Genomic DNA, 25,433 nt, shown 5'->3' with positions numbered 1-25,433 from the left:
GTTTGCCCGGCCTACGGTTTTGTAGGCCCGGTAAGCGAAGCGCCACCGGGCGATTGGGCTGCACTGCGGTCTGATGCCCTCTTACTTCAGGGAGCCTTTAAGGAACTGCTGCAAACGCGGGCTTTGCGGGTTTGCCAGCACCTCGTCCGGGTGGCCCTGCTCTTCAATTTTCCCCTGATGCAGGAAAATCACGTGGTTCGAGACGTTACGGGCGAAGCCCATCTCGTGCGTCACCACCACCATCGTTTTGCCCTCTTCGGCCAGCTTCTGCATGATGCGCAGCACTTCGCCAACGAGTTCAGGGTCCAGCGCGGAGGTCGGTTCGTCGAACAGCAGCACCTCGGGCTCCATCGCCAGCGCGCGGGCGATAGAGACACGCTGCTGCTGACCGCCGGAGAGATGCACCGGGTATTTCATCTGCTGGCGTTCGTCAATGCCCACTTTCGCCAGGTATTTCACCGCGCGCTCGCGGGCTTCATGCTTGCTCAGGCCCAGCACCTGAACCGGTGCTTCCATCACGTTCTCCAGCACCGTCATGTGGCTCCAGAGGTTAAAGTGCTGGAATACCATCGTTAGGCGCGTACGCAGCAGGCGCAGCTGGTTCTTGTCTGCCACCTTCAGCTGGCCGTCTTTGTCACGCACCAGGTTGATATTCTGCCCGCTCACCACAATTGAGCCTTCACTCGGCTTTTCGAGGAAGTTGATGCAGCGCAGGAAGGTACTTTTTCCCGAGCCGGATGAGCCGATGATACTGATCACGTCGCCCGCATTCGCCTGCAGCGACACCCCTTTCAGCACTTCATGTTCGCCGTAGCGTTTGTGCAAATCAATTACGTTTAATTTGTTCTCAGCCATCATCTTTCTCAGTGCGTCGAAGAAGGTTTTATATGCTGCAACCAGCGTTTTTCAGCCTTACGGAACAGGCTAATCAGAACATAAGAGATAATTAAATAGAGCACCGCCGCAATGCCAAACGCGGTAAACGGCTGATAGGTTGCGGAGTTAATATCGCGCGCGATTTTGAGCAGGTCCGGCACCGTCGCGGTAAAGGCGAGCGCAGTCGAGTGCAGCATCAAAATCACTTCGTTACTGTAGGCTGGTAACGCGATACGCAGGGCCGATGGCAGAATGATGCAGCGGTAGAGTTTCACCGACGAGAAGCCGTAGGCCCGGGCAGCTTCAATTTCACCGTAAGGAACAGAACGAATCGCCCCCGCGAAAATCTCCGTGGTGTAGGCGCAGGTGTTGAGCGTCAACGCCAGCACCGTACAGTTCAGACCGCTGCGGAAGAACGCATTCAGCATCTCAGTGCCTTTTACGATCTCAAGCGTATACATTCCCGAGTAGAACACCAGCAGCTGCACGTACAGCGGCGTACCGCGAAAGACGTAGGTGAACAGCCAGATCGGGAACTGGATAAATTTATTGTTCGAGACGCGGCCAATGGCGAGAAACACCGCCAGAATACCGCCCATTACCACGGAGGAGATCAGCAGCCAGAGCGTAATCGCCACGCCGGTAAAGCGGTAGCCATCTGTCCACAGCAGCGATTTCCAGTATTCCTGAATAATCTCAATCACAGGTCAGCCCTCTTCACACCCACGGAGTAGCGACGCTCCAGCAGAAGCAGCACACCATTGGAGACGGTCGTAAAGACCAGATAAATCACGCCACAGACCACCGCAAAATAGAACGGCTCCCAGGTGCTCTTACCCGCCAGCTGAGTCGCTTTCACAACGTCTTCCAGACCGAGCAGCGAGACCAGCGCTGTTGCTTTGAGGATAACCTGCCAGTTGTTCCCGATGCCCGGCAGCGCGTAGCGCATCATGGCCGGGAACATAATTCGACGAAACGTTTGTGATGAGGTAAAACCAAATGCGGTTGCCGCCTCAATGTGACCTTTCGGCACGGCCATGTAAGCACCGCGGAAGGTTTCAGTGAAGTAGGCGCCGTAGATAAAACCGAGGGTAATAATACCGGCCACCATCGGGTCGATATCAATTTGTCCCATGCCCATCGCGTCTGTTATGCCGTTAAGCGCAATCTGCAGACCGTAAAAGATCAGCAGCATCAGCACCAGATCGGGAACGCCGCGAATGAGCGTGGTGTAGCCTTCAAAGATTAGCGCCAGCGGTTTGTTAGCCGAAAGCTTCGCCCCTGCGCCTGCCAGACCTATCAGCACCGCCAGCACCACGGAGCTGATAGCCAGCTCAAGGGTGACAAGCGCGCCCTGTAAAATAACGCCAGAAAATCCGTACAGCATACCGCGAGCCCTGTCGTATCGTGAGTGGTGGAACCGTGTCTTTTCCCCTCCCGCCGTGGGAGGGGCCGCACGTTATATGACGGGGCGATTAGCCGCCGTAAACATTAAAATCAAAGTACTTTTTCGCCAGCTTGTCGTACGTGCCGTCTGCGCGCATTTCAGCGAACGCCTTGTTCAGCGCTTCACGCAGTTCGTTGTCTTCTTTGCGCAGGCCCATACCGGTGCCCACACCAAACAACTTCACGTCCTTAATAGACGGGCCGCCAAACTTGTAATCTTTACCTACCGGCGTTTTCAGGAAGCCTTCGCTAGCCGCGACTTCATCCTGGAATGCGGCATCAATACGGCCTGCCGTCAGGTCAGCGTAGATATTTTCCTGGCCCTGATAGGAGACAATTTCAATCCCCTTCGGTGCCCAGTGCTCGTTGCCGTAGGTTTCCTGAGTGGTGCCCTGCAGCACGCCCACGCGTTTGCCCTTCAGCGATTCCAGCGTAGGCTGAATATCAGACGATTTCGCCACCACCAGACGTGAATCGGCCGCGTAGAGTTTGTCGGTGAAGGCAATCTCCTGCTGGCGTTTTTCAGTGATGGAGAGGGAGGACATGATTACGTCGATTTTTTTCGCTTTCAGGGACGGGATCAGCGCATCCAGCGGGTTCTCAACGTAGGTACACTGCGCTTTGATGCGTTTGCACAGCTCATTGGCCAGATCGATGTCAAAACCGACCAGTTCACCCTTTGAATTCTTCGATTCGAACGGCGCATAGGTAGGGTCGGTACCAATTCGAATTTTCTGCGGAATAGCTGCGAATGCCGCGGTGGCGCTGGAAAAGGCCAGTACCAGTGATAATGACAACACGAGTTTTTTCATATTTGTCCTCAACAAACTGTCTTCATACGGGATTTTTACGACGACGGGGTGGTGCTAATGTGCCATTAATCCCCTCAGTCAGGCAAAGATTAATGCCTTTCCAGCGGGAATTTTTGCATTATTAATGCGTAAGTATGCACACAGCGATCCAATACAGTGCATCAAATGCACCGTATTGGGTCAACCGCTCCCGTAACGCACCTTTCCGGTGCGTCACCGCCAGGTGTTATTCACCGTATACGTTGAAGTCGAAGTATTTCTTCGCCAGTTTGTCGTAAGTACCGTCTTTACGCAGCTCTGCAAAGGCTTTGTCGAAGGCGGCTTTCAGCTCGGTATCATCCTTACGCAGGCCAATCCCGGTGCCGTCGCCAAAGTACTTTTTGTCTTTCACCGACGGGCCTGCAAACGCGTAGTCTTTACCCGCAGGCTGCTTCAGGAAGCCTTCGCTCGCGGCGACTTCATCCTGGAATGCCGCATCCAGACGGCCTGCCGCCAGGTCAGAGTAAATCAGATCCTGGTTCTGGTAAGCCACCACGTCTACGCCCTTCTCACGCCAGTTAGCATTGGCATAGCCTTCCTGAGTCGAACCCTGAAGCACGCCGACATGCTTGCCTTTCAGCGAGTCGATGGTGGGCTTAATCGGGGAGCCTTTAGGCGCAATCAGGCGAGAATCCGCGGCGTAGAGCTTGTCAGAGAAGGCAATCTCCTGCTGGCGTTTTTCAGTGATGGAAAGAGAAGAGATAATGGCGTCGATTTTCTTGGCTTTCAGCGACGGGATTAACGCGTCAAAGTCGCTGCCCACCCATGTGCATTTCACCGCAATGCGTTTGCACATTTCATTACCCAGATCGATATCAAACCCCACGAAATCGCCTTTCGCATCCTTGGAAGAGAATGGCGCGTAGGTTGCGTCTGTACCGATACGAACCGTCTGTGGAAGCGCTGCGTAGCTACCTGCTGCCGCACTTAACCCCACCAGCAAAGACAGAGCCAGAACCGTCTTCTTCATACATTTACCCTCAAGTACCGTGATTTTATTATGTATTGTGTTGTGTGTTGTGTTGCAGGCTTCATCTTGCAGGTCTTATGCCACATTGCCGTCTGGTTAAAACTTCGACGTTAAATATGTTAATAAAACGTTGCGATACTGCCTTAATGGTGAAAGATAGCAGGTCTGCCGAACGAACCGGAGAGAGAAAAAGGGAAAAAACGAATTAAATGTCGAGGATATGATCGCCGTTGCATAATTGCCCTGAAACAGGGCAACGTGTCTTTTCATGCACCGGCTATGTGCACAGATTCAGGCACCCTGCCAGCGGGTGAAGAGATCCTCGGGCAGGTCGATGTCGAACTGATCGAGTACGCGGTTAACGGTCTGGTTGATAATGTCGTCCAGCGTTTGCGGACGATGGTAGAACGCGGGCACCGGCGGCATGATCACAGCCCCCAGCTCAGCAGCCTGCGTCATTAAGCGCAGATGGCCCAGGTGCAGCGGCGTTTCCCGCACGCACAGCACCAGAGGACGCCGCTCCTTCAGCACCACATCCGCCGCACGCGTCACCAGGGTGTCGGTATAGCTGTTCACAATGCCGGAGAGCGTTTTGATTGAACAGGGCAGGATCACCATGCCGGCGGTTTTAAACGAGCCTGAGGAGATGCTGGCGGCGATATCACGGGCATCGTGAACGACATCCGCAAGCGCCTGAACATCGCGCAGGGAGAGATCGGTTTCCAGAGAGAGGGTCTGCCGCGCCGCCTGGCTCATCACCAGATGGGTTTCGACGTTCGCCACGTTACGCAGAACCTGTAGCAAACGTACGCCGTAAATCGCACCGCTGGCACCGCTGAGCCCAACTATGAGTCGTTTCATGATTTTCGCCCTTACTGATTTCAGGGCAGACTGTGCAGGATTTTGCAGGGAGTTGCAAGTGAGGGCATACGCCCTCACCTGCCGGAACATCAACCTTCGTTGTGCATCTCTAGGCTTTCGAGATCGTTTTGCAGCTGAACGGCTTTGGCGTCGTCGTTGCGCAGCGAATCAAGATAGTCGAGGTACTGCTGGTCAACGTCTTTGGTCACGTAAATGCCGTTGAACACGGAGCATTCAAACTGCTGAATTTCCGGGTTCTCGGCACGCACCGCGTCGATGAGGTCGTTGAGGTCCTGGAAAATCAGGCCGTCAGCGCCGATGATCTGGCGAATTTCATCCACTTCACGCCCGTGAGCGATCAGCTCGTTGGCGGTTGGCATATCAATACCGTACACGTTCGGGAAGCGAATCTCCGGCGCAGCAGAGGCCAGATAGACTTTCTTCGCACCCGCTTCGCGTGCCATCTCGATAATCTGCTCAGAGGTGGTACCGCGAACGATGGAGTCATCCACCAGCAGAACATTCTTGTCGCGGAATTCCGCGCGGTTAGCGTTCAGCTTGCGGCGCACGGACTTACGGCGCAGATGCTGCCCCGGCATGATAAAGGTGCGGCCAACGTAGCGGTTCTTCACGAAGCCCTGACGGTATGGCTTATCCAGAATGCGGGCGATCTCCAGCGCGATATCGCAGGAGGTTTCCGGGATAGGAATCACCACGTCGATGTCGAGATCGTCCCACTCGCGGGCAATCTTCTCGCCAAGCTTGGTGCCCATGTTGACGCGCGCGCTGTAGACGGAAATCTTGTCGATGAAGGAGTCCGGACGGGCAAAGTAAACGTATTCAAACAGGCACGGGTTGCTGACCGGGTTGTCGGCACACTGGCGGGTAAACAGCTGGCCCTTCTCGGTGATGTAGACCGCTTCGCCCGGCGCCACGTCGCGCAGGAATTCGAAGCCCAGGGTATCCAGCGCCACGCTCTCCGAGGCAACCATATATTCGGTACGGCCATCGCCGAGGTCGCGCTTGCCGAGTACCAGCGGACGAATGCCGTTTGGATCGCGGAAGGCCACCATGCCGTGACCGATGATCATCGCCACGCAGGCGTACGCACCGCGGATCTGACGGTTGGTCGCGGCAATCGCGGCAAAAATGTTGTCCGCTTCCAGCGGATAGTGGCGGAAGTTATCCAGCTCGCTGGCGAACACGTTGAGCAGGATTTCAGAATCAGAGGTGGTGTTAATGTGGCGACGTTTCTCTTCGAACAGCTTTTTACGCAGCTCATGCGCGTTGGTCAGGTTGCCGTTATGGGCAAGGGTGATGCCATACGGTGAGTTGACGTAGAAAGGCTGTGCCTCAGAGGCGCTGGAACTGCCAGCGGTAGGATAACGAACGTGACCGATCCCCATATTACCTTGCAGACGCTGCATATGGCGGGCTTCAAACACATCGTTTACCAGGCCATTCGCCTTGCGTAAACGGAAGCAGTTGTTTGCATCAATGGTGATGATACCCGCAGCATCCTGCCCACGGTGCTGAAGCACCGTTAACGCGTCATAAATCGACTGGTTTACCGGCATGAAACCGGCGATACCGACAATACCGCACATTCGTCTTTTCCTCGTTAAGCCACATCTCAGGGTTTATGCCCTGGGCAAAAAACTCGACGAGCTTTGCAGATAGTCAAAGAACCATCTGATGATGAAGCTGAACTCTGGAATGAGCTGCGATTTCTGCCAGTCTTCACTTTTGGAGAACCCGGTGAAGGTATCCAGGAAGAACAGGATCGCGGCCACAATCAGCACGCCTCGTAATGCCCCGAAACAGATCCCGAGTACCCTGTCCGTTCCTGACAGACCGGTTTTCTCGACCAGCTGACCTATCACGTAATTGACGATAGCGCCAACAATCAGCGTCGCGATAAACAGCACCGCGATGGCGATTCCATTTCGGACCAGTTCATCTTCAAAGCCCGTGAACCAGACAGACAGGTAAGTGTAGTAATGACTGGCGACAAAGAAAGCACAACCCCAGGTCACCAGCGATAACGCTTCACGAACAAAGCCACGGATCAGGCTAACCAGACAGGAAAAACCAATCACCGCAATGATGGCGTAATCAATCCAGACCATATGTGTCCCACGATTAAACGCCCTGTCATCCAGTTCGGGGCGAATTCTAACAGAAAAAGAAAACGTTTGCGTAGGGATTTCCTTCCCGCGCGTAAATAAAAAAGGCGCTGAAAAAATGTTCAACGCCGTGGCTTATCGCCTCTCTCTTACAGGAGCAGGTCGTACTTAGTTCGCGCTGTAGCCCATTACTACACCGCTCAGGCCGGAGATCTGCTTCAGCTCACCCAGCGACCCTTTCAGTTTGTCTTTAGACGCTTCTGGCCCCACGAGGATACGGGTAATTTTACCCTGCACCGGCGTGGAAGGTGAAGTGTAAACACGATATCCCGCACTGCGCAGTTTACCCACCACCTCATTCACCTTGTCCGCATTTTTCAGCGCACCGAGCTGCACCACGTAGGCTTTGCCCGTTGGGGCAGCAGCGTCCTGCTGCGTCGGTTTTGCTGGCGGAGGCGTCTCTGACGCTGCGGCGAGCTGTTCTGCCGCTTTATCACGCTGCGGTTTCGGCTGCGGCTTCTCAACCGGCTTCGGTTTTTCAACCGGTTTAGGCTGCTCGACCGGCACAGGATCGATATCGCTGTTGCTCGTGGCCGCCAGGCGAGACGGATCGAGCGACGGTGCGGCGGCATCGCCCGCGCGCACCTCTTCCGCCGCCCCTTCCGGAGGCTGAGCAGGCAGCGCCTGCGTCGCCGCGGGCAGCATATCCGGCTCATCGCGGTCGCCCGGTTTCGGCACCAGCGGAATCGCGGCAAACTCATCCTGATAATGCTTTTTCTGCCCGTCGAGCAGCCCGGGAAGAATAATCACCCCGAGCGCGACCAGCACAATGGTTCCTGTTAAACGGTTCTGAAACTTACTCGCCACCGGTTCTCCCCGCGTCCATCACTTCCATGACATGTGCCACCGTGTGGAATGAACCACACACCAGCACGGTATCTTCTGGTTTAGCCTCCGCCATCGCGGCATGCCAGGCCTGCGCCACGCTACTGTAGATTGCACCTTTGCCGAGATGTTCCATCAGCTGCTCAGCCGTCGCGCCGCGTGGCCCCTCCAGAGGAGCACAATACCAGCTATCGACCACACTCTCCATGCAGGCCAGCGTCCCGCCGATATCTTTATCATGAAGCATACCGATAACCGCCAGCACGCGCCCGGTTTTTGGTAACGATTTGAGACGTCCCGCGAGATACGCCGCCGCGTGGGGGTTGTGCGCCACATCCAGAATGAGGCGCGGTGACTCGCTCACAATCTGGAAACGCCCTGGCAGAATCGCGTTTTGTATACCCTCGCGGATCGCCTGTTCGCTGACCACGAGGCCGCTGGCGCGCAGTGCCGCCAGCGCGGTTGCCGCATTTGGCTGCGGGACCTGCGGCAGCGGCAGGTTATCCAGCGCCCCCTGCGCGTCGCTAAAGCGCCAGCCGTTGTCCTGAACCTCATACTGCCAGTCAACGCCGCGGCGCAGCAGCTGTGCGCCCTTTTCGTTCGCCACGTCAGCAATGGTGTGCGGCATGTCCGGCTCGCCCACCACGGCAGGTTTATTTGCCCGGAAAATACCGGCCTTCTCGCGGCCAATGCTTTCACGATCGGGCCCCAGCCAGTCGATATGATCCAGCGCGATGCTGGTCACTACCGCCACGTCTGCATCGACGATATTGGTCGCATCAAGACGTCCGCCAAGACCAACCTCAAGGATCACCACGTCCAGCTGGGCCTGTTTGAACAGCCACAGGGCCGACAGAGTGCCGTATTCAAAATAGGTTAATGAGGTCTCTCCGCGCGCGGCTTCAATTTCCGCGAACGATGCCGTATGCGCGGACTCCGGCAGCTCGCGGTTCTGCACACGAACCCGCTCGGTGTAGCGTACCAGATGTGGCGAGCTGTACACGCCGACCCTGTAGCCCGCCGCCATCAGGACGGATTCCAGCGTGCGGCAGGTGGTACCTTTGCCGTTGGTGCCTGCGACGGTGAACACGAAAGGCGCCGGTTTCAGCACATCAAGACGCGCGGCAACCTGGCTTACGCGCTCAAGCCCCATATCGATGGTTTTACTGTGCAGGTTTTCCAGATAAGAAAGCCACGCGGCCAGGGGCGACGTGGCTTGGGGAATGCTTTTATTTTCCATAATGCCCGGTTGTCATTAACAGATTAGAAAGCAAAAGGGCAGCGCCAACCGGCCCTGCCCTTTTCAGTTATCAGGCCTCGGGTTCCTGATCCGGTACCACCACGCCTTCACGCGGCTCATCCGGGTTCGGCGCTGGCAGATTCATCAGCTTCGCCAGGATGCGCGCCAGTTTCAGGCGCATTTCCGGACGGCGGACGATCATGTCGATGGCGCCTTTCTCAATGAGGAACTCACTGCGCTGGAATCCCGGCGGCAGTTTTTCACGAACGGTCTGCTCGATAACGCGAGGACCCGCAAAGCCGATCAGCGCTTTTGGCTCAGCGACGTTCAGGTCGCCCAGCATCGCGAAGCTCGCGGAGACGCCGCCCATGGTTGGGTCGGTCAGCACGGAGATGTACGGCAGACCGCGCTCCTGCATCTTCGCCAGCGCTGCAGAGGTTTTAGCCATCTGCATCAGGGACATCAGGGCTTCCTGCATACGTGCTCCGCCGGAGGCAGAGAAGCAGATCAGCGGACAGTTGTCTTCCAGCGCCTGCTCAACGGCACGCACGAAGCGCGCACCGACCACGGAGCCCATTGAGCCGCCCATAAAGGAGAACTCAAACGCAGCGGCAACAACCGGCATCCCATGCAGGGTACCTTTCATGACGACCAGCGCGTCTTTCTCGCCGGTCTCTTTCTGTGCGGAGGCCAGACGATCTTTATATTTTTTGGAGTCGCGGAACTTCAGCACGTCTTTTGGCTCAAGCTCGCTGCCCAGTTCTACCAGAGAACCTTCGTCCAGCAGGCTATGCAGGCGGTTGCGCGCCGACATACGCATATGGTGGTCACACTTCGGACACACCTCAAGGTTGCGCTCCAGCTCTGCGCGATACAGAACCTGGCCGCAGCTATCACACTTCGTCCATACCCCTTCAGGAATGCTCGCTTTACGCGTTGGGGTAATGTTGCTTTTAATTCGTTCAATCCAGCTCATTGATAACCTTTCTGCCTGAACCTGGTCGTATGCCAGTTTTGCTATAAGAGGCGAATAATGCCATTTTTGCCTCCAACAGACCATGAATGTTGCACATTAAAACATAACAGCCCGAAACTTTGGATAAAAAAGTGGTCGAACCGCCAGTGTGCATTTACTTCGCTTGCTTTGCCGCCGCACGTTTATGACGAATGATTTCGATAACGCCCGGCAGTACGGAAAGCACAATAATCGCTACAATCAGTAACTTAAGATTTTCCTGAACCACCGGGAGATCGCCAAACAGGTAACCCGCATAGGTAAACAGCAGTACCCAAAGCAGCGCCCCCACGACGTTATACATGGCAAAATGACGATAGGACATATGTCCCATTCCCGCCACAAACGGTGCAAATGTGCGCACAATAGGCACAAAGCGCGCAAGGATAATGGTTTTTCCGCCATGGCGTTCATAAAATGCATGAGTTTTATCTAAATAACTGCGACGGAAAATTTTTGAATCGGGATTGCTGAAAAGCCGCTCGCCGAATACGCGTCCAATCGTGTAGTTGACCGCATCACCGACGATGGCGGCAATCACCATCAGCACCACCATAAGATGCACATTCAAATCGTTGGTGGGCAGCGCCGATAACGCCCCGGCGACAAACAGCAGTGAATCGCCCGGCAGGAACGGCGTGACAACCAGCCCGGTTTCACAAAACAGAATGAGGAACAGAATGGCATAAACCCAGACGCCATACTGCGCGACCAGCTCTGCCAGGTGAACATCAATATGCAGGATGAAATCAATCAAAAAACGAATTACGTCCATATTGTCTAAGCCTTAATTGCACCTTTGTTTAGTCCGCTAAAAACAGCGGCCCCATTGGCGGTTTCGGCAGGTCAAACCGATCCGGATAGTCTACCGAGACCAGATACAGCCCTTCCGCTTTCGCCGTGGCTGCCGCAAGCGTTCTGTCCTTCGCTGCCAGCAGGTCTGCAATCCAGCTCTCCGGCTGGTGTCCGGCACCCACTTCCATCAGGCTGCCCACAATATTCCGCACCATATGATGTACAAAGGCATTGGCTTTGATATCCACCACCACATACGCGCCAAAACGGCTGACGTGAATGTGCATGACATTACGCCACGGCGTGCGGGACTGACACTGCACCGCACGAAACGAGGTAAAGTCATTTTCACCAATCAGACTCTGCGCCGCGCGATGCATGCGTTCCGCATCGAGCGGTTCATAAAAATGCGTCACGCCCTGGCTTAACACCGCCGGACGCAGACGCTGGTTGTAGATGACATAACGGTAACGACGCGCGGTGGCGCTGAAACGCGCATGAAAATCATCCGGCACAGCTTTCACCCAACGCACCGCAATGTCACCAGGCAAATTCGCATTTACACCCAGCGTCCAGGCGGCATCCTTACGCACGGCGGTGGTCTCAAAGTGCACCACCTGCCCCGTGCCGTGAACGCCCGCGTCCGTACGGCCTGCGCACAGGACGTTAATCGGCTCGTTTGCCACCTGAGAGAGCGCTTTCTCCAGTTTCTCCTGGACGCTGCGCACCTCATTCTGACGCTGCCAGCCATAATATTTACTGCCATCGTACTCAATACCGAGGGCAATTTTATGAACCGGCTTTTGTTCCACGTCTGACATCAGTACAGGTACTCCTGCACCAGTTTTTCAGCGATCTTGACCGCCATCAGCGCGCCGCCGAAACGAACGTTGTCGGCAACGGACCAGAACTGAACCTGCTCCGGCATACCGTAGTCGTTACGCACGCAGCCAACGGAAAGATGCGCGCTGCCGGTGGCGTCGCCTACCTGCGTCGGGAACTCACTCTCTTCAGAGAGAACGATGTCTTCCCCGCGGCCAAACGCATCGCGCGCCTCTTCTGCCGCCAGGGGACGCAGCGCTTCAAAGCCGACCATCTGCGCGTGACCGTAGAAGACCGGGGACTGCACGACGCTTGCGGAGATCATCAGGCCATCGTCCTGCAGAATTTTACGCACCTCATCAACGATACGACGCTCTTCGCGCACGGAACCCTCGCGGTCCGGCAGCAGCGGCAGCATGTTGAACGCCAGCTGGCGGCCAAAGAAATCATCTTCGTCAATCGGGATGCCGTTCAGCAGCTTCGCGCTCTGCCCGGCCAGCGCGTCAACGGCCTTTTTGCCGTTTGCGGACGCGGACAGCAGGCTGGTCACGGTAATGCGCGACAGTCCGCCGTCGTCGATCAGCGGTTTCAGGGCGGTCAGCAGCTGGCTGGTCAGGCTGTTCGGTACCGCAATGACGTTACGGTTGCGGTAGTCAGCCAGTACAAACGGGTTCACGTCCGGCACCACCAGCGGCACATCCGGCTCCATGGAGAACAGACCGCTCAGATCGATGACCAGGCAGCCTGCGTTGGTCGCCTCTTCAACGTACGCCGCAGTGGCTTCAGCGCCCGCGGCGAAAAACGCCAGCTGCGCCTGCGTCCAGTCGAACGCCGCCGCATCCTGAACCATGACGGATTTATTGTTAAAACGCAGATGCTCACCCGCGCTATCCGTTCGCGCCAGCGCATAGATATCGCCCACCGGGAACTGACGCTCAGCAAGCGTTTCGAGCAGGGCTTCGCCCACGGCACCCGTGGCACCTAAAATGGCAATGTTCCAGCCTTCAGACATGGTGGTTTACTCCAGAAATAAAAAAGCGTCCCTGTCGGAGTATCCGACAGGGAGCATTAAGAAGACATTAATGCGCCGGGTGATGAACGGCGTTAAACCCCAGCTTGTGCAGCAGCGTCGCCGCCGACGCGTCGTCGCACATCACATAGAGGGAAGACCACTCGCGGCGCTCAACGTAGTTCTTGCGCAGCTTATCAAACTCACCCGGGATTCCCGCCACTTTACGCAGCAGCGCATCATCGCGGCGCACATCATACACCAAATGCACCAGCCTTTTCAGCGTTGCCTGATCGAGCGGACCGTGAAGGGTAATGCGGCCAAATTCAGGCGCGGGGAGTAAGGTATCCAGCGCCACCTGCTGCGGATGGCCGATAAAGGCGCTGTAGGCTTCGAAGACCTGCGTCGTACCGCGGGCTTTCCCTTCGAGGGTATAACCAGCGATATGCGCCGTGCCCACATCAACCTTATTTAGCAGCTCAACGTTGAGGTCCGGCTCAGGCTCCCAGACGTCCAGCACCACGCTGAGGTCTTGTCCTTCGTTCAGACACGTCAGCAGCGCGGCGTTATCGACTACCGGACCACGGCAGGCATTTATCAGAATAGTGCCAGCCTTCAGACGGCGAATTAACGCCTCATCGGCCAGATGCAGAGACTTATACGGCCCCTCTTTAAACAGCGGCGTGTGGAACGTCAGCACGTCGCACTGTTCAACCAGCTCGTCCAGCGAACGGAAATCCCCGTCATCGCCGTTGTCTTTGCGCGGCGGATCGCACAGCAACGTGCGGATCCCTAACGCTTCCAGGCGCTTTTGCAGGCGTCCGCCGACGTTACCCACGCCGACAATCCCCACGGTGCGGTCTTTCAGCGCAAACCCGTCGCGCTCGGCCAGCATCAGCAGCGAGGAGAAAACGTATTCCACGACGGCAATCGCGTTACAGCCCGGCGCGGCGGAGAAACCGATTCCGGCCTGCTTCAGCCATTTATCATCCACATGATCGGTCCCTGCCGTTGCGGTCCCAACGAACTTAATCGCCTTACCGGCGAGCAACGCCTCATTTACTTTGGTCACCGAGCGCACCATCAGGGCGTCGGCATCGTCCAGTTCGTTGACCGGGATCGGGCGACCAGGAACAGCCTTAACGTTACCCAGGCGGCTAAACAGCTCACGGGCGTAAGGCATATTTTCATCAACGAGGATTTTCACGTCTGAGTACCTGTTTGAGAGGAAGAAAACCTGCCAAGTGTGCCATAATCTGGCCGCCAGGCATATACGTCTGCCAGGTTTACGCTGAGTTTTGACTTTAAGGATTTTTGACGATGCAGCCCATTTCAGGTACGCCGCCACGCCCTCCGGGTGAAGGCCCCGTCACGCCAAACGTTGCCGGTGAACAACCGCTATCCACGCAACAGCGCACCGTGCTGGAGCGACTGATCACGCGCCTGATTGCGCTGACTTCGCAGCAAAACGCGGAAGTCTGGGCCGGGGTGAAGCATGATTTAGGCGTGAGGAACGACGCACCGCTGCAGTCGCGCCATTTCCCCGCTGCCGAGCAAAATCTGAACCAGCGTATTACAACCGCGCAGCAGAACCACACCACGCGCCAGATTGTTTCTCAGCTGACGGAGCTGCTGGGCCAGGGAAATAACCGCCAGGCGGTGAGTGATTTTATTCGCCAGCAGTATGGTCAGACCGCGCTGGGCCAACTGACGCCCGACCAGCTCAAAACCGTGCTGACGCTGCTGCAGAACAATGAGCTGTCGATTCCGCAGCCGCAGGTGCGCCCGGCGACCGAGCGCCCGCTACTGCCCGCCGAGCACAATACGCTCAAGCAGATGGTGACGAAGCTGGCCGCGGCCACCGGCGAACCGACGAAGCTTATCTGGCAATCCATGCTGGAGCTGTCGGGCGTGAAGGCAGGCGAGCTGATCCCGGCCAAACAGTTTACCCATCTGGTGACCTGGCTCCAGGCACGCCAGACGCTCAGCACCCAGAGCGCCCCTACCCTGCATACTGTGCAGGCCGCGCTGAAACAGCCGCTTGAGCCGCACGAGTTCGAGGTGATTCGGGATTATGCCCAACAGAACTGGCAGGCCACGCCGCAAACGGTACTGACTACCGCGCAGGTGCAGGATCTGCTCAACCAGATCTTTGTTCGCCGCGCCGAGCGCGAAGGCGGCGTACCAGAGGTGAGAAATATTCAGCCGATCTACAGCCCGCTGTTTGCGCCGGTCGTGGAGACCTTCAGAACACTTTCTGCGCGTCCGGGATTGATGTTTATTGCATTACTGATTGCGCTGGCGATTTTCTGGCTGGTTGCCTGATATTTTGCCCGGTGGCGCTGCGCTTACCGGGCCTACAACGGCTTGAACCGTAGGCCGGGTAAGCGCAGCGCCACCCGGCAACAACGACTCACGTTCTGCGAAACGCCACCAGCGTCACCACGATCCCCACCCCCGCGGAAACCGCACCGGCCAGGAAGACGGACGGATAGCCAAACGAGGTGGCTAACACCCCGGCCAGCGGCCCGGTTACTCCGTATGAGATATCCTGAAACGCCGCATAGCCGCCGAGCGCCGTCCCGCGCACCTGCGGAGCCACGCGCTTCACCACTTCAACGCCCAGCGCCGGGAAGATCAGAGAACAGCCGCAGCCGGTCAGCGCCGCACCAAGCAGCGCAACGGATGCCACGGGTGCATTCCACAACAGCAGAAGACCGATGGTTTCAATGACCAGCGACGCCACCGCCACCTTCACGCCGCCAAAGCGATCCGGCATCCAGCCGAAGAAGACGCGCATCAGCACAAACGCGCCGCCAAACGCGGTAAGCGTAAAACCGGCCATTGCCCAGCCGCGGCTCATAAAATAGAGCGAGACGAACGTCCCAATCACCGCAAAACCCACGCCCTGCAGCGCCAGGCCCAGGCCCGGCTGCCAGATTTGGCCGACCACGCTCCACAGGGAAGGACGCTCGCCTTTGTGCGCGGGCACCTTACGCACCGAGCCGTTAAACGCCCATGCCACCAGCGGCAGCGCCATGGTGGTGGCAGCCAGCGCCGCAAAACCGAACTGGCTGTTGATCAGCAGACCAAGCGGTGCCCCGGCGGCCAGCGCGCCGTAGATGGCCATGCCGTTCCAGGACATCACCTTGCCGGAACGTGCTGGCCCCACCAGCCCCATTCCCCAGGTCAGGGTGCCGGTCAGCAGCTGGCTTTCACCGAAGCCGAGAATTAAACGGCCCAGCACCAGCAGCGCAAATTTATACGCGGCATCGACCGGCAATAGAGCCGCCAGCAGCCATGCGCCGCCCGCCAGCCCACAGGCAAACATCCCCTGCAGCGCCGAGCGTTTGGCACCGTGCTGGTCCGCCAGACGTCCGGCGTAGCCGCGGGTTAATACCGTGGCTAAAAACTGAATGCCCACGGCAATGCCGACCATGGTGTTGCCATAGCCCAGCTCCTGATGAACGAACAGCGGGATCACCGGCAGCGGCAGGCCAACGGTCATATAGGTCAGGAATACCGCAAAGGCGATACGGAACAGCGAGACGTTCGCTGAAGGGGTTGTTTCTGTTTGAGTTACTGCAGTCATGCTTTACTCCGAAATGAAGAGTAAGGCGGGGAAATGCCACGCCCCCTCTACCTGATTATCAGGATTAAGGTGCGTTGGTTGACGTTAAACGCTTACGCATTATCGTGAGGATAATGTTGAGTGGTGAAGTTTGCCTGTGAGATCAGCCGCTTGTCAATGCATAAAAAAGGGAGCCTTATGGCTCCCCTTTCGAATCAAACATAAAACTTATGCTTTCAGCTTACGCATGACCAGCGTGGCGTTGGTGCCGCCGAAACCGAAGCTGTTGGACATGACGGTAGTCAGCGTCGCGTCCGTTGGTTTGGTCACGATGTTCAGGCCAGCAGCCTGCTCGTCCATCTCTTCGATGTTGATGCTTGGCGCGATAAAGCCGTTTTCCAGCATCAGCAGAGAGTAGATCGCTTCCTGTACGCCAGCCGCACCCAGAGAGTGACCGGTCATGGCTTTGGTCGCGGAGATTGCCGGGCTGTTGTCGCCGAAGACTTCACGGATCGCACCCAGCTCTTTCACGTCGCCTACCGGCGTAGAAGTACCATGAGAGTTCAGGTAGTCGATTGGGGTGTCAACGCCGTGCATCGCCATCTTCATGCAGCGCACCGCACCTTCGCCGGATGGCGCAACCATGTCGGCGCCGTCGGACGTTGCGCCGTAGCCCACGATCTCAGCATAGATGTGCGCGCCACGTGCCAGAGCGTGCTCCAGCTCTTCAACCACAACCATACCGCCGCCGCCTGCGATAACGAAACCGTCACGGTGCGCATCGTAGGTACGGGAGGCTTTGTCCGGGGTCTCATTGTACTTGGTGGACAGTGCGCCCATCGCGTCGAATTCACAGGCCATTTCCCAGCCCAGCTCTTCGCCGCCGCCAGCAAATACGATGTCCTGCTTACCCAGCTGGATCTGCTCAACAGCGTTACCGATACAGTGTGCGGAGGTCGCACACGCGGAGCTGATGGAGTAGTTCACACCGTGGATTTTGAACGGGGTCGCCAGGCACGCGGAAACCGCAGAACCCATGGCTTTCGTGACCACGTACGGACCTACCGCTTTCAGACCACGCGGGCTACGCATTGCGTCAGCACCGAATACCTGCGCTTTAGATGAGCCGCCGGAACCGGCGATCAGACCCACGCGCGGGTTGTTCTGATAAACCTCTTCACTCAGGCCGGAATCTTTGATCGCTTCCTGCATGGAGAGATAAGCATAAATAGAGGCATCGTTCATGAAACGAACCACTTTGCGGTCGATCAAACCGGTGGTGTCCAGTTTGACGTTACCCCATACGTGGCTACGCATACCTGAATCTTTAAACTCTTCAGAGAAAGTGATCCCGGAGCGTCCTTCACGCAGAGATGCCAGGACTTCCTGCTGGTTATTACCGATGCTGGAAACAATGCCCAGGCCAGTAATCACTGCACGTTTCATTCAATACCTCTGTAAGTCGCACTATAGTAAGTTTCGAGTCGCACAATAGCGTACACTTGTACGCCGAACAAGTCCGATCAGACATTTTCTGCGGAAATTTGCACCGATGGACTCACATCGTTAAGATCGTGCCACTGCCTGTCAGACGAGTAACTTACGTGAAACAAAACGCTATACAACCCGCCAACCTCGAATTCAACGCTGAGGGTACACCTGTTTCCCGAGATTTTGATGACGTCTATTTTTCTAATGATAACGGACTCGAAGAAACTCGCTATGTTTTCCTCGACGGAAACCAGCTCAGCACCCGCTTCCCGGCGCACCCGCGGAGCCTGTTTGTGGTCGCGGAAAGTGGATTCGGCACCGGTCTGAATTTTTTAACCCTCTGGCAGGCGTTTAATCAGTTCCACGCTGCTCACCCTGAGGCTACGCTACAAAGATTACATTTCATCAGTTTCGAAAAATTCCCGCTCACCGCGCACGATCTGCGGCTTGCCCACCAGCGCTGGACGGAGCTTGCGCCCTGGGCAGAACAGCTTCAGGCGCAGTGGCCGCCCCACATCGGCGGCTGTCACCGTCTGATTCTGGACGGTGGACGCGTCACGCTGGACCTATGGCTCGGCGACATCAACGACCTGACCGACAGGCTCGATGATTCGATGAATCAGAAGGTCGACGCGTGGTTTCTGGACGGTTTTGCCCCTGCCAAAAACCCGGACATGTGGAGCCAGCATCTGTTTAACGCGATGGCGCGGCTGGCGCGCCCTGGGGCTACCCTTGCCACCTTCACCTCGGCGGGCTTTGTCCGCCGTGGGCTGCAGGAGGCGGGCTTTACCATGCAGAAGACCAAAGGCTTTGGCCGCAAGCGCGACATGCTGGTCGGCAGGATGGAGCAGACGCTGGAGATCCCCGCTCAGACGCCCTGGTTTGCGCGCCGCGCCAGCGCATCGCGCGACGTGGCGATCGTTGGCGGCGGGATCGCCAGCGCCCTGCTCTCGCTCGCCCTTCTCCAGCGTGGCTGGCAGGTGACGCTCTACTGCGCTGACGACGCGCCCGCCAGCGGCGCATCCGGCAACCGTCAGGGGGCGCTCTATCCGCTTTTAAGCGCACACGATCCGGCCCTGTTCCAGTTTTTCCCGGCAGCCTTTACCTTCGCCCGCCGCCTGTACGACGCGCTGCCAGTGGCATTCGACCACGACTGGTGTGGCGTGACGCAGCTCGGCTGGGATGAGAAGAGCCAGCAGAAGATCGCGCAGATGCTGTCGCTGGGCCTGCCGGAAGAAATTGCCCGCGCGGTAAGCGCGCAAGAGGTGGCGGACACCGCTGGCGTGGAAACCGAGTGTGGGGGCATTCAGTACCCGCTCGGCGGCTGGCTGTGCCCGGCCGAACTGACCGCGGCGGTCATAGCCCTGGCGCAGTCGCGCGGGCTGACGCTGCACTATGCCCACAAGGTGGAATCGCTCACCCGGACAGAACGCTGGGCTCTGCGTTTTGCTGATGGCAAGGAGGCGAGCCATGCCAGCGTTGTGCTGGCCAACGGGCATCACATCAGCCAGTTTATCCAGACGGCAGCGTTGCCGGTTTATCCGGTCGGCGGCCAGGTAAGCCATATCCCCACCGCGCCTGCGCTCGGCAAACTGCGCCAGGTGCTGTGCTATGACGGCTATCTGACGCCGCAAAATCCGTCTAACGGCCATCACTGCATCGGGGCCAGCTATCATCGTGGCGAAACGGATATGCGCTATAGCGAAGCGGATCAGGCGCAAAACCGCCAGCGCCTGATTGACTGTTTCCCGGATGCGACGTGGGCGAAAGAGGTTGACGTCAGCGAGGGTGACGCGCGCTGCGGCGTGCGCTGTGCCACCCGCGATCATCTGCCGATGGCGGGCAACGCGCCGGACTATGACGCGACGCTTGCGGCCTATGAAGATCTGGCTGAAAACAAGGAAACGGCGGTGGCCGCACCGGTGTATCCGGAGCTGTTTATGCTGGGCGGGTTGGGTTCCCGTGGGCTGTGCTCTGCGCCGCTGCTGGCTGAAGTATTAGCCGCGCAAATGAGCGACGAGCCAATTCCGCTGGACAGGGTTACGCTTGCGGGACTGAATCCGAATCGCTTGTGGGTAAGGAAACTGCTGAAGGGGAAAATGGTTAAGTAAGGTGCGGCCTGGTGCCCTCACCCTAACCCTCTCCCACAGGGAGAGGGAAAATTAGTAGGCCCGGTAAGCGCAGCGCCACCGGGCGAAAAACAATGACTTAGCGTTTAGCCTGCTGGAACAGGTTGTCCCACATGCCCAGCACCAGTGACTGGTCCCGCGGAGAGAGCTCCCCGGCCTGAATGGCTTTCTCCAGACTGCGGGTCACTTCCTCATGAACAGCGTCGGCAGAGTGATCGTCACCTGCTTCCAGCTCGGCTACCGCGAGCGTCAGGTGACCACGCAGATAACCGCTGGCGAACAGCTCATCATCGCTGGCGTGTTCCACCATGTCATCAATTAACGCCAGAATGCGTGATTCAAATTCTGCGATCATCTTCTTTCCTCTGTTAAAGATCTTCCGGCCAAGGGAAGCTTTCCGCCGCAATCGCCGGCGTGTGGTAATAATTCTGTAAGGCCTCGATCAGGCGCGCCGGACGTGCCGGGATGCCTTTCTCAAGGTATTCCATCACCTGCGCATGCACGCGGCGCTGGAAGACAATACGGTCTGGCTCGAAGTCGCCTTCGAGGTTGTCGCAGCTGACGTTGAACGGGAAACCCGCCGCCACGCAGAACAGCCATTCCAGCGCCTGCGGCTTCACTTCCACATCCTCAAACTGCCCCTGCGTCGCGGCGTCTCGCCCGTCCGGGCAATACCAGTAACCGAAGTCCACCAGTTCGCGACGCGCTTTTCCGGCGATGCACCAGTGCGAAATTTCGTGCAAACCGCTGGCGTAAAAGCCGTGCGCAAAGACGATGCGGTTATACGGAACCTCGTCATCAGCAGGAAGATAGATCGGTTCGTCGTCGCCTTTAATCAGACGGGTATTAAAATCGTCAGCAAAACAGCCGTCAAAGATCTCAATCAGCTGTTCATATTTATGCGTACTGTTCATTAGTGCATCCCCAACCAGGTGAGGATCTCCTGTCCATGGCTGTCATAAAGAAGTTTGGCGCTCATCACGGCCGAGACGATAACGATCATCGGACGGATCAGCTTTTGCCCTTTGCTTAATACCAGACGCGAGCCTGCGCGCGCGCCCAGGAACTGCCCTGCCATCATCACAAACCCGGTTGCCCAGATAACCTTGCCGCCAATGATAAACAGCAGCAGGCCGCCGACGTTCGAGGTCGCGTTGAGCACTTTGGCATGGGCGGTAGATTTGGCGAGGTTAAACCCGGCCAGCGTCACGAACGCCAGCGCGTAAAACGAGCCTGCCCCCGGGCCGAAGAAACCGTCGTAAAAACCGACGCAGCCCCCGGCAATCAGCGCAAACGGCAGGCCGTGCAGACGACGCTGACGGTCTTCCTCGCCGAGCTTCGGCATCAGCAGGAAGTAGAGACCGATACAGATAACCAGAACCGGCAGGATCTGGCGCAAAATATCCGACTGCACGTGCTGCACCAGCAGCGCGCCCGACGTGGAACCGATAAAGGTCATCAGGATATTGAGCTTCTGGTCGGCCAGGTTCACCACCTTGCGGCGGATAAAATAGAGCGACGCCGAAAGCGAGCCTCCGCAGGCCTGTAGCTTGTTAGTGGCAAGCGCTTGCGCCGGGCTCATGCCCGCCGCCAGCAGCGCGGGTACGGTTAATAGCCCGCCGCCGCCCGCAAGGGCATCAATAAAACCGGCCAGCATAGCCACAAAGAACAACACCACCAGCAGCAGCGGTGACACCATAAACAGATCGACGAAATTATCCATTAAAGTACATGCTCATCCAGTAGCGCCTGGCAGGAAGGCGGCAACGGAGGCGGTGTCTTCTTCTCAGGCTTAGAGGTTCCAGGTTTTGCCGGTTCAAACCAGCTTTGCAGTTCCGCACCACAGCCATCGCCTGGCGGCGGTAGCGGCTGATCTTCGCATTCCAGGCTATTCGCCGGGCAGCGCAGACGAACGTGCATGTGCGCACGATGCTGGAACCACGGGCGCACTTTGCGCAACCAGTCGCGATCGGTTCCCTCATCGAGGCAGAGCTGTTGCTTGATAGCCGGGTTGACGAAGATCCGCGTAACGTCGTTATCTTTTGCCGCCAGCTTAATCAGGCTGAAGATATCCGGCGTCCACAGTGAGGGCACAACGCGCTTACCGTCGCTCGACACCAGATCCAGCGCCTGCGGTTTCAGCAACTGGGCTGAACTCCAGCGCGCTTTAGGCAGCTGCAGGAATATATCGACATCCAGTCCGGTCTGGTGACTGGCGTGTCCACCGTTAAAACGCCCGCCCGCAGGCATCCCCATATCGCCGATCAGCATCGTGCCCAGCCCCAGATTATGCACCTGGTTTCCCAGCCGCTGGATGAACAGCACCAGATCCGGGTGGCCGAAGTAACGACGCTGGTCGGTACGCATCACCTGATAGGTATCCGATTGCAGCGGAAGTTCCTGAGCCCCCACGATACAGCCGTTAGAAAAGGCGCCGATGGACTGCGCGCTCCCCGCCACCGGATGGGTGATTTTTTGCCACGGCGTGGCGGCCAGACTGGCTCCACTGGCAAGCAGCGCCAGCAGAGCAATTGCGGTTTTTTTCATGTTTACCAGCGTGGAATGGTGGTCGTCACATCCGCATTCTGCGCGCGCTGGCGCAGGAAGTGATCCATCAGCACGATCGCCAGCATCGCTTCTGCGATCGGCACCGCGCGGATCCCCACGCACGGATCGTGACGTCCTTTAGTGATCATCTCAACTTCTTCGCCATCGCGGTTAATCGTGTGGCCCGGCACGGTAATGCTTGAAGTTGGTTTCAGCGCGATATTGGCAATAATCTGCTGCCCGCTGCTGATCCCGCCCAGAATGCCGCCCGCGTGGTTGCTCTGGAAGCCCGCTTTCGTGATTTCGTCGCGATTCTGGCTGCCGCGCAGGGATACCACGTCAAAACCGTCGCCAATCTCAACGCCCTTCACCGCGTTGATGCTCATCAGCGCGTGCGCGATGTCGGCATCGAGACGGTCAAATACCGGCTCGCCCCAGCCTGGCGGGACGCCGTCGGCCACGACGGAGACTTTCGCCCCAATGGAGTCGCCCTCTTTTTTCAGACCGCGCATCAGTTCGTCCAGCGCGTCCAGCTTGTCGGCATCCGCACAGAAGAACGGGTTTTGCTCGACCTGATCCCAGTCTTTGATCGCCAGCGGAATGTCGCCCATCTGGGTCAGACAGCCGCGGATCACGATGCCAAATTTCTGCTGCAGGTATTTCTTAGCAATGGCGCCAGCCGCCACGCGCATCGCGGTTTCACGCGCGGAGGAACGTCCGCCGCCGCGATAGTCGCGGAAGCCGTACTTTTGTTCGTAGGTGTAGTCGGCATGGCCTGGACGGAACACGTCCTTGATGGCGCCGTAGTCCTGGGAGCGCTGATCGGTGTTTTCAATCAGCAGACCAATGCTGGTGCCTGTAGTGCGTCCTTCAAAGACGCCGGAGAGAATTTTGACCTGGTCTGGCTCGCGACGCTGCGTGGTGTAGCGAGAGGTGCCCGGACGACGACGGTCGAGGTCGTGCTGCAAATCGGCTTCGGTCAGTTCGATGCCTGGCGGTACGCCATCAACGATACAGCCCAGCGCCAGCCCGTGCGACTCGCCAAAGGTGGTCACGCGGAATACCTGTCCAATACTGTTTCCTGCCATCACGGCTCCGATGTTGTTGTTTGTGTTTGAGCGTTGTGAAACGGGCCGAAGCCCGCTGGATTAATCTTTATAGATGCTGAAGTGTTCGCGCGCGTCGAGCAGCTGCGCTTTGGTCAGCATAAAGACGCCGTCACCGCCGTTGTCGAACTCAAGCCAGGTGAACGGCACATCCGGATACTGCTCTATCAGATGTACCATGCTGTTGCCCACTTCACAAATCAGAACGCCGTCGTCGGTCAGATAATCCGGCGCGCAGGCCAGAATGCGGCGGGTCAGCTTCAGGCCGTCAGAGCCCGACGCCAGACCCAGCTCCGGCTCGTGGCGGTATTCGTTCGGCAGATCGGACATGTCTTCCGCATCGACGTACGGCGGATTGGTGACGATCAGATCGTACTGCAGCGTCGGCAGATCGCGGAACAGGTCAGAGCGAATTGGCGTAACGTGATGGATCAGGCCGTGCTCTTCAATGTTGTGCTCGGTCACGGCCAGCGCGTCGGTGGAGATATCAACCGCGTCCACTTCCGCTTCCGGGAAGGCGTAAGCGCAGGCAATGGCGATACAGCCGCTCCCGGTACACATATCCAGAATGTGCTGCGGCTGATGGCCGATCAGGCCTTCAAAGTGGTTGTTGATCAGCTCACCAATCGGCGAGCGCGGCACCAGCACGCGTTCATCGACATAGAACTCGTGGCCGCAGAACCAGGCTTTGTTGGTCAGATAGGCGACCGGAATACGCTCGTTCACGCGACGGATTACGCGCTCAACGATGCGGTGTTTTTCGCTCGAGGTCAGGCGCGCGGTGCGCATGTCTTCCGGAATATCCAGCGGCAGGTAGAGGGACGGCAGCACCAGCTGCACGGCTTCATCCCACGGGTTGTCGGTACCGTGTCCGTACCAGATATTGGCGGCGCTGAAGCGGCTAACCGACCAGCGCAACATGTCCTGTATGGTATGCAGCTCGTTTACTGCTTCATCGACAAATATTTTATCCACTCTTTCCTCCAGGGCATGCTCGCATAATTTTCGGCGGCTAGTTTGCCATGAAGACGGCGATAAATCAGCAATGACGCGTACCGCTTGAGGTTAAAAAATGCGTTTAGTCGGGTACACTATCGGAAATACGAGATGAGAATGACGAATGAAAAAGAAAACATCGCTCAGCGAGGAGGATCAGGCGCTCTTCCGACAGCTGATGACCGGGACGCGGAAAATCGCGCAGGACACGATTGTTCATCGCCCGCAGCGTAAAAAAATCAGCGAAGTCCCGGTCAAACGGCTGCTGCAGGAGCAGGCCGATAACAGCCACTACTTTTCAGACGAGTTTCAGCCGCTGCTTAATACCCAGGGCGCGGTGAAATACGTGCGCGAGGACGTCAGCCATTTCGAACTGAAAAAGTTACGCCGGGGAGATTATTCGCCGGAGCTGTTTCTGGATCTGCACGGCTTAACGCAAATGCAGGCGAAACAGGAGCTGGGGGCGTTGATTGCCGCCTGTCGCCGCGAACATGTTTTTTGCGCCTGCGTGATGCATGGCCACGGGAAACATATTCTCAAGCAACAAACGCCGCTGTGGCTGGCTCAGCACCCACACGTAATGGCGTTTCATCAGGCACCGAAAGAGTATGGCGGAGATGCCGCCTTGCTGGTGTTGATTGAAGTTGAGGAGTGGCAGCCGCCAGAGTTGCCCTGACAGAAGGGCGGGAAAGATATA

The 25,433-nt window shown here is 57.4% G+C and carries 26 protein-coding genes; 3 read left to right on the top strand and 23 right to left on the bottom strand.

Annotation, left to right across the window (positions count from 1 at the left end; translation table 11 throughout):
- Positions 1-81: 81 nt before the first annotated feature.
- The 15 genes from hisP to pdxB all read right to left on the bottom strand — a co-directional run bounded on the left by hisP (position 82) and on the right by pdxB (position 14,103).
- A complete protein-coding gene (gene hisP / locus FHC48_RS12415) occupies positions 82-855 on the bottom strand; it encodes a histidine ABC transporter ATP-binding protein HisP (protein ID WP_014832781.1) in 774 nt (257 codons plus the stop codon).
- Positions 856-863: 8 nt separating this feature from the next.
- Entirely contained in the window at positions 864-1,580 is a 717-nt protein-coding gene (locus tag FHC48_RS12410; RefSeq protein WP_008502590.1) for an ABC transporter permease, read from the bottom strand.
- Entirely contained in the window at positions 1,577-2,263 is a 687-nt protein-coding gene (locus tag FHC48_RS12405) for a histidine ABC transporter permease HisQ (protein ID WP_008502591.1), read from the bottom strand. The genes FHC48_RS12410 and FHC48_RS12405 overlap by 4 nt, the downstream gene beginning before the upstream one ends.
- An 88-nt stretch (positions 2,264-2,351) precedes the next feature.
- Positions 2,352-3,134, bottom strand: a complete 783-nt coding sequence (gene hisJ, locus FHC48_RS12400; RefSeq protein WP_008502592.1) for a histidine ABC transporter substrate-binding protein HisJ — start codon at positions 3,132-3,134, stop codon at positions 2,352-2,354.
- A gap of 226 nt (positions 3,135-3,360) precedes the next feature.
- Positions 3,361-4,143, bottom strand: a complete 783-nt coding sequence (gene argT / locus FHC48_RS12395) for a lysine/arginine/ornithine ABC transporter substrate-binding protein ArgT (protein ID WP_008502593.1) — start codon at positions 4,141-4,143, stop codon at positions 3,361-3,363.
- Positions 4,144-4,434: 291 nt separating this feature from the next.
- Positions 4,435-5,004, bottom strand: coding sequence for a UbiX family flavin prenyltransferase (locus FHC48_RS12390; RefSeq protein ID WP_032663144.1), 570 nt, complete (start codon positions 5,002-5,004; stop codon positions 4,435-4,437).
- Between the two features lie 89 nt (positions 5,005-5,093).
- On the bottom strand, positions 5,094-6,611 hold the full coding sequence (purF, locus tag FHC48_RS12385; protein WP_021241570.1) for an amidophosphoribosyltransferase: 1,518 nt from the start codon (positions 6,609-6,611) through the stop codon (positions 5,094-5,096).
- Between the two features lie 33 nt (positions 6,612-6,644).
- On the bottom strand, positions 6,645-7,133 hold the full coding sequence (cvpA, locus tag FHC48_RS12380; protein WP_000262116.1) for a colicin V production protein: 489 nt from the start codon (positions 7,131-7,133) through the stop codon (positions 6,645-6,647).
- 165 nt (positions 7,134-7,298) lie between these two features.
- Positions 7,299-7,997 carry a cell division protein DedD gene (gene dedD / locus FHC48_RS12375; protein WP_008502596.1) on the bottom strand — a complete coding sequence of 233 codons (699 nt, stop codon included), beginning with the start codon at positions 7,995-7,997 and terminating at the stop codon, positions 7,299-7,301.
- The gene (gene folC, locus FHC48_RS12370) at positions 7,987-9,255 is read right to left on the bottom strand and encodes a bifunctional tetrahydrofolate synthase/dihydrofolate synthase (RefSeq protein WP_023325775.1); all 1,269 of its coding nucleotides are present in this window, start codon (positions 9,253-9,255) and stop codon (positions 7,987-7,989) included. The genes dedD and folC overlap by 11 nt, the downstream gene beginning before the upstream one ends.
- Before the next feature lie 70 nt (positions 9,256-9,325).
- Positions 9,326-10,231, bottom strand: a complete 906-nt coding sequence (gene accD, locus FHC48_RS12365; protein ID WP_008502598.1) for an acetyl-CoA carboxylase, carboxyltransferase subunit beta — start codon at positions 10,229-10,231, stop codon at positions 9,326-9,328.
- A 154-nt stretch (positions 10,232-10,385) separates the two neighbouring features.
- On the bottom strand, positions 10,386-11,045 hold the full coding sequence (locus FHC48_RS12360) for a DedA family protein (protein WP_008502599.1): 660 nt from the start codon (positions 11,043-11,045) through the stop codon (positions 10,386-10,388).
- 28 nt (positions 11,046-11,073) lie between these two features.
- A complete protein-coding gene (gene truA, locus FHC48_RS12355; RefSeq protein ID WP_059363134.1) occupies positions 11,074-11,886 on the bottom strand; it encodes a tRNA pseudouridine(38-40) synthase TruA in 813 nt (270 codons plus the stop codon).
- Positions 11,886-12,899, bottom strand: a complete 1,014-nt coding sequence (locus FHC48_RS12350; protein WP_023325776.1) for an aspartate-semialdehyde dehydrogenase — start codon at positions 12,897-12,899, stop codon at positions 11,886-11,888. Before FHC48_RS12350 ends, truA begins: the two co-directional genes overlap by 1 nt.
- A 67-nt stretch (positions 12,900-12,966) precedes the next feature.
- Positions 12,967-14,103 (bottom strand): 4-phosphoerythronate dehydrogenase PdxB, encoded by a 1,137-nt coding sequence (pdxB, locus tag FHC48_RS12345; protein WP_023294134.1) that lies wholly within the window; start codon positions 14,101-14,103, stop codon positions 12,967-12,969.
- A 113-nt stretch (positions 14,104-14,216) separates the two neighbouring features.
- On the opposite strand from pdxB, the gene flk reads away from it, so the two are divergent.
- Positions 14,217-15,221 carry a flagella biosynthesis regulator Flk gene (gene flk / locus FHC48_RS12340; protein ID WP_008502603.1) on the top strand — a complete coding sequence of 335 codons (1,005 nt, stop codon included), beginning with the start codon at positions 14,217-14,219 and terminating at the stop codon, positions 15,219-15,221.
- Between the two features lie 88 nt (positions 15,222-15,309).
- Here flk and FHC48_RS12335 read toward each other — a convergent pair whose 3' ends face one another.
- Both FHC48_RS12335 and fabB read right to left on the bottom strand, forming a co-directional pair.
- The gene (locus tag FHC48_RS12335) at positions 15,310-16,488 is read right to left on the bottom strand and encodes an MFS transporter (RefSeq protein ID WP_059364911.1); all 1,179 of its coding nucleotides are present in this window, start codon (positions 16,486-16,488) and stop codon (positions 15,310-15,312) included.
- A gap of 207 nt (positions 16,489-16,695) precedes the next feature.
- Positions 16,696-17,913 (bottom strand): beta-ketoacyl-ACP synthase I, encoded by a 1,218-nt coding sequence (gene fabB / locus FHC48_RS12330; RefSeq protein WP_008502605.1) that lies wholly within the window; start codon positions 17,911-17,913, stop codon positions 16,696-16,698.
- A 158-nt stretch (positions 17,914-18,071) separates the two neighbouring features.
- Here fabB and mnmC point away from each other — a divergent pair, with 158 nt between their 5' ends.
- A complete protein-coding gene (gene mnmC / locus FHC48_RS12325; protein WP_220420533.1) occupies positions 18,072-20,069 on the top strand; it encodes a bifunctional tRNA (5-methylaminomethyl-2-thiouridine)(34)-methyltransferase MnmD/FAD-dependent 5-carboxymethylaminomethyl-2-thiouridine(34) oxidoreductase MnmC in 1,998 nt (665 codons plus the stop codon).
- 97 nt (positions 20,070-20,166) lie between these two features.
- Here the strand turns inward: mnmC and FHC48_RS12320 are convergent, their stop codons facing one another.
- Genes FHC48_RS12320 through prmB form a run of 6 tightly spaced genes read right to left on the bottom strand, consistent with a single transcriptional unit; the run spans position 20,167 to position 24,715 of the window.
- Positions 20,167-20,442 (bottom strand): YfcL family protein, encoded by a 276-nt coding sequence (locus FHC48_RS12320; protein ID WP_008502607.1) that lies wholly within the window; start codon positions 20,440-20,442, stop codon positions 20,167-20,169.
- A gap of 13 nt (positions 20,443-20,455) precedes the next feature.
- Complete coding sequence (locus tag FHC48_RS12315; RefSeq protein ID WP_008502608.1) at positions 20,456-21,001, bottom strand: elongation factor P hydroxylase; 546 nt, start codon at positions 20,999-21,001, stop codon at positions 20,456-20,458.
- Positions 21,001-21,810 (bottom strand): sulfite exporter TauE/SafE family protein, encoded by an 810-nt coding sequence (locus FHC48_RS12310; RefSeq protein ID WP_021241577.1) that lies wholly within the window; start codon positions 21,808-21,810, stop codon positions 21,001-21,003. The genes FHC48_RS12315 and FHC48_RS12310 overlap by 1 nt, the downstream gene beginning before the upstream one ends.
- On the bottom strand, positions 21,810-22,634 hold the full coding sequence (mepA, locus tag FHC48_RS12305; protein ID WP_008502610.1) for a penicillin-insensitive murein endopeptidase: 825 nt from the start codon (positions 22,632-22,634) through the stop codon (positions 21,810-21,812). Before mepA ends, FHC48_RS12310 begins: the two co-directional genes overlap by 1 nt.
- Positions 22,635-22,636: 2 nt before the next feature.
- On the bottom strand, positions 22,637-23,722 hold the full coding sequence (aroC, locus tag FHC48_RS12300; protein WP_021241578.1) for a chorismate synthase: 1,086 nt from the start codon (positions 23,720-23,722) through the stop codon (positions 22,637-22,639).
- 60 nt (positions 23,723-23,782) lie between these two features.
- Positions 23,783-24,715, bottom strand: coding sequence for a 50S ribosomal protein L3 N(5)-glutamine methyltransferase (prmB, locus tag FHC48_RS12295; RefSeq protein WP_008502612.1), 933 nt, complete (start codon positions 24,713-24,715; stop codon positions 23,783-23,785).
- A 145-nt stretch (positions 24,716-24,860) separates the two neighbouring features.
- Between prmB and smrB the strand changes: the two genes are divergently transcribed.
- On the top strand, positions 24,861-25,412 hold the full coding sequence (gene smrB, locus FHC48_RS12290) for an endonuclease SmrB (protein WP_008502613.1): 552 nt from the start codon (positions 24,861-24,863) through the stop codon (positions 25,410-25,412).
- Positions 25,413-25,433: the final 21 nt, after the last annotated feature.

It is taken from the genome of Enterobacter sp. EC_50, from assembly GCF_019584525.1.
In the GTDB taxonomy this organism is placed as follows: domain Bacteria; phylum Pseudomonadota; class Gammaproteobacteria; order Enterobacterales; family Enterobacteriaceae; genus Enterobacter; species Enterobacter roggenkampii.
Note: the sequence above shows the minus strand (reverse complement) of the source record. Positions and strands in the feature narration are given on the sequence as shown.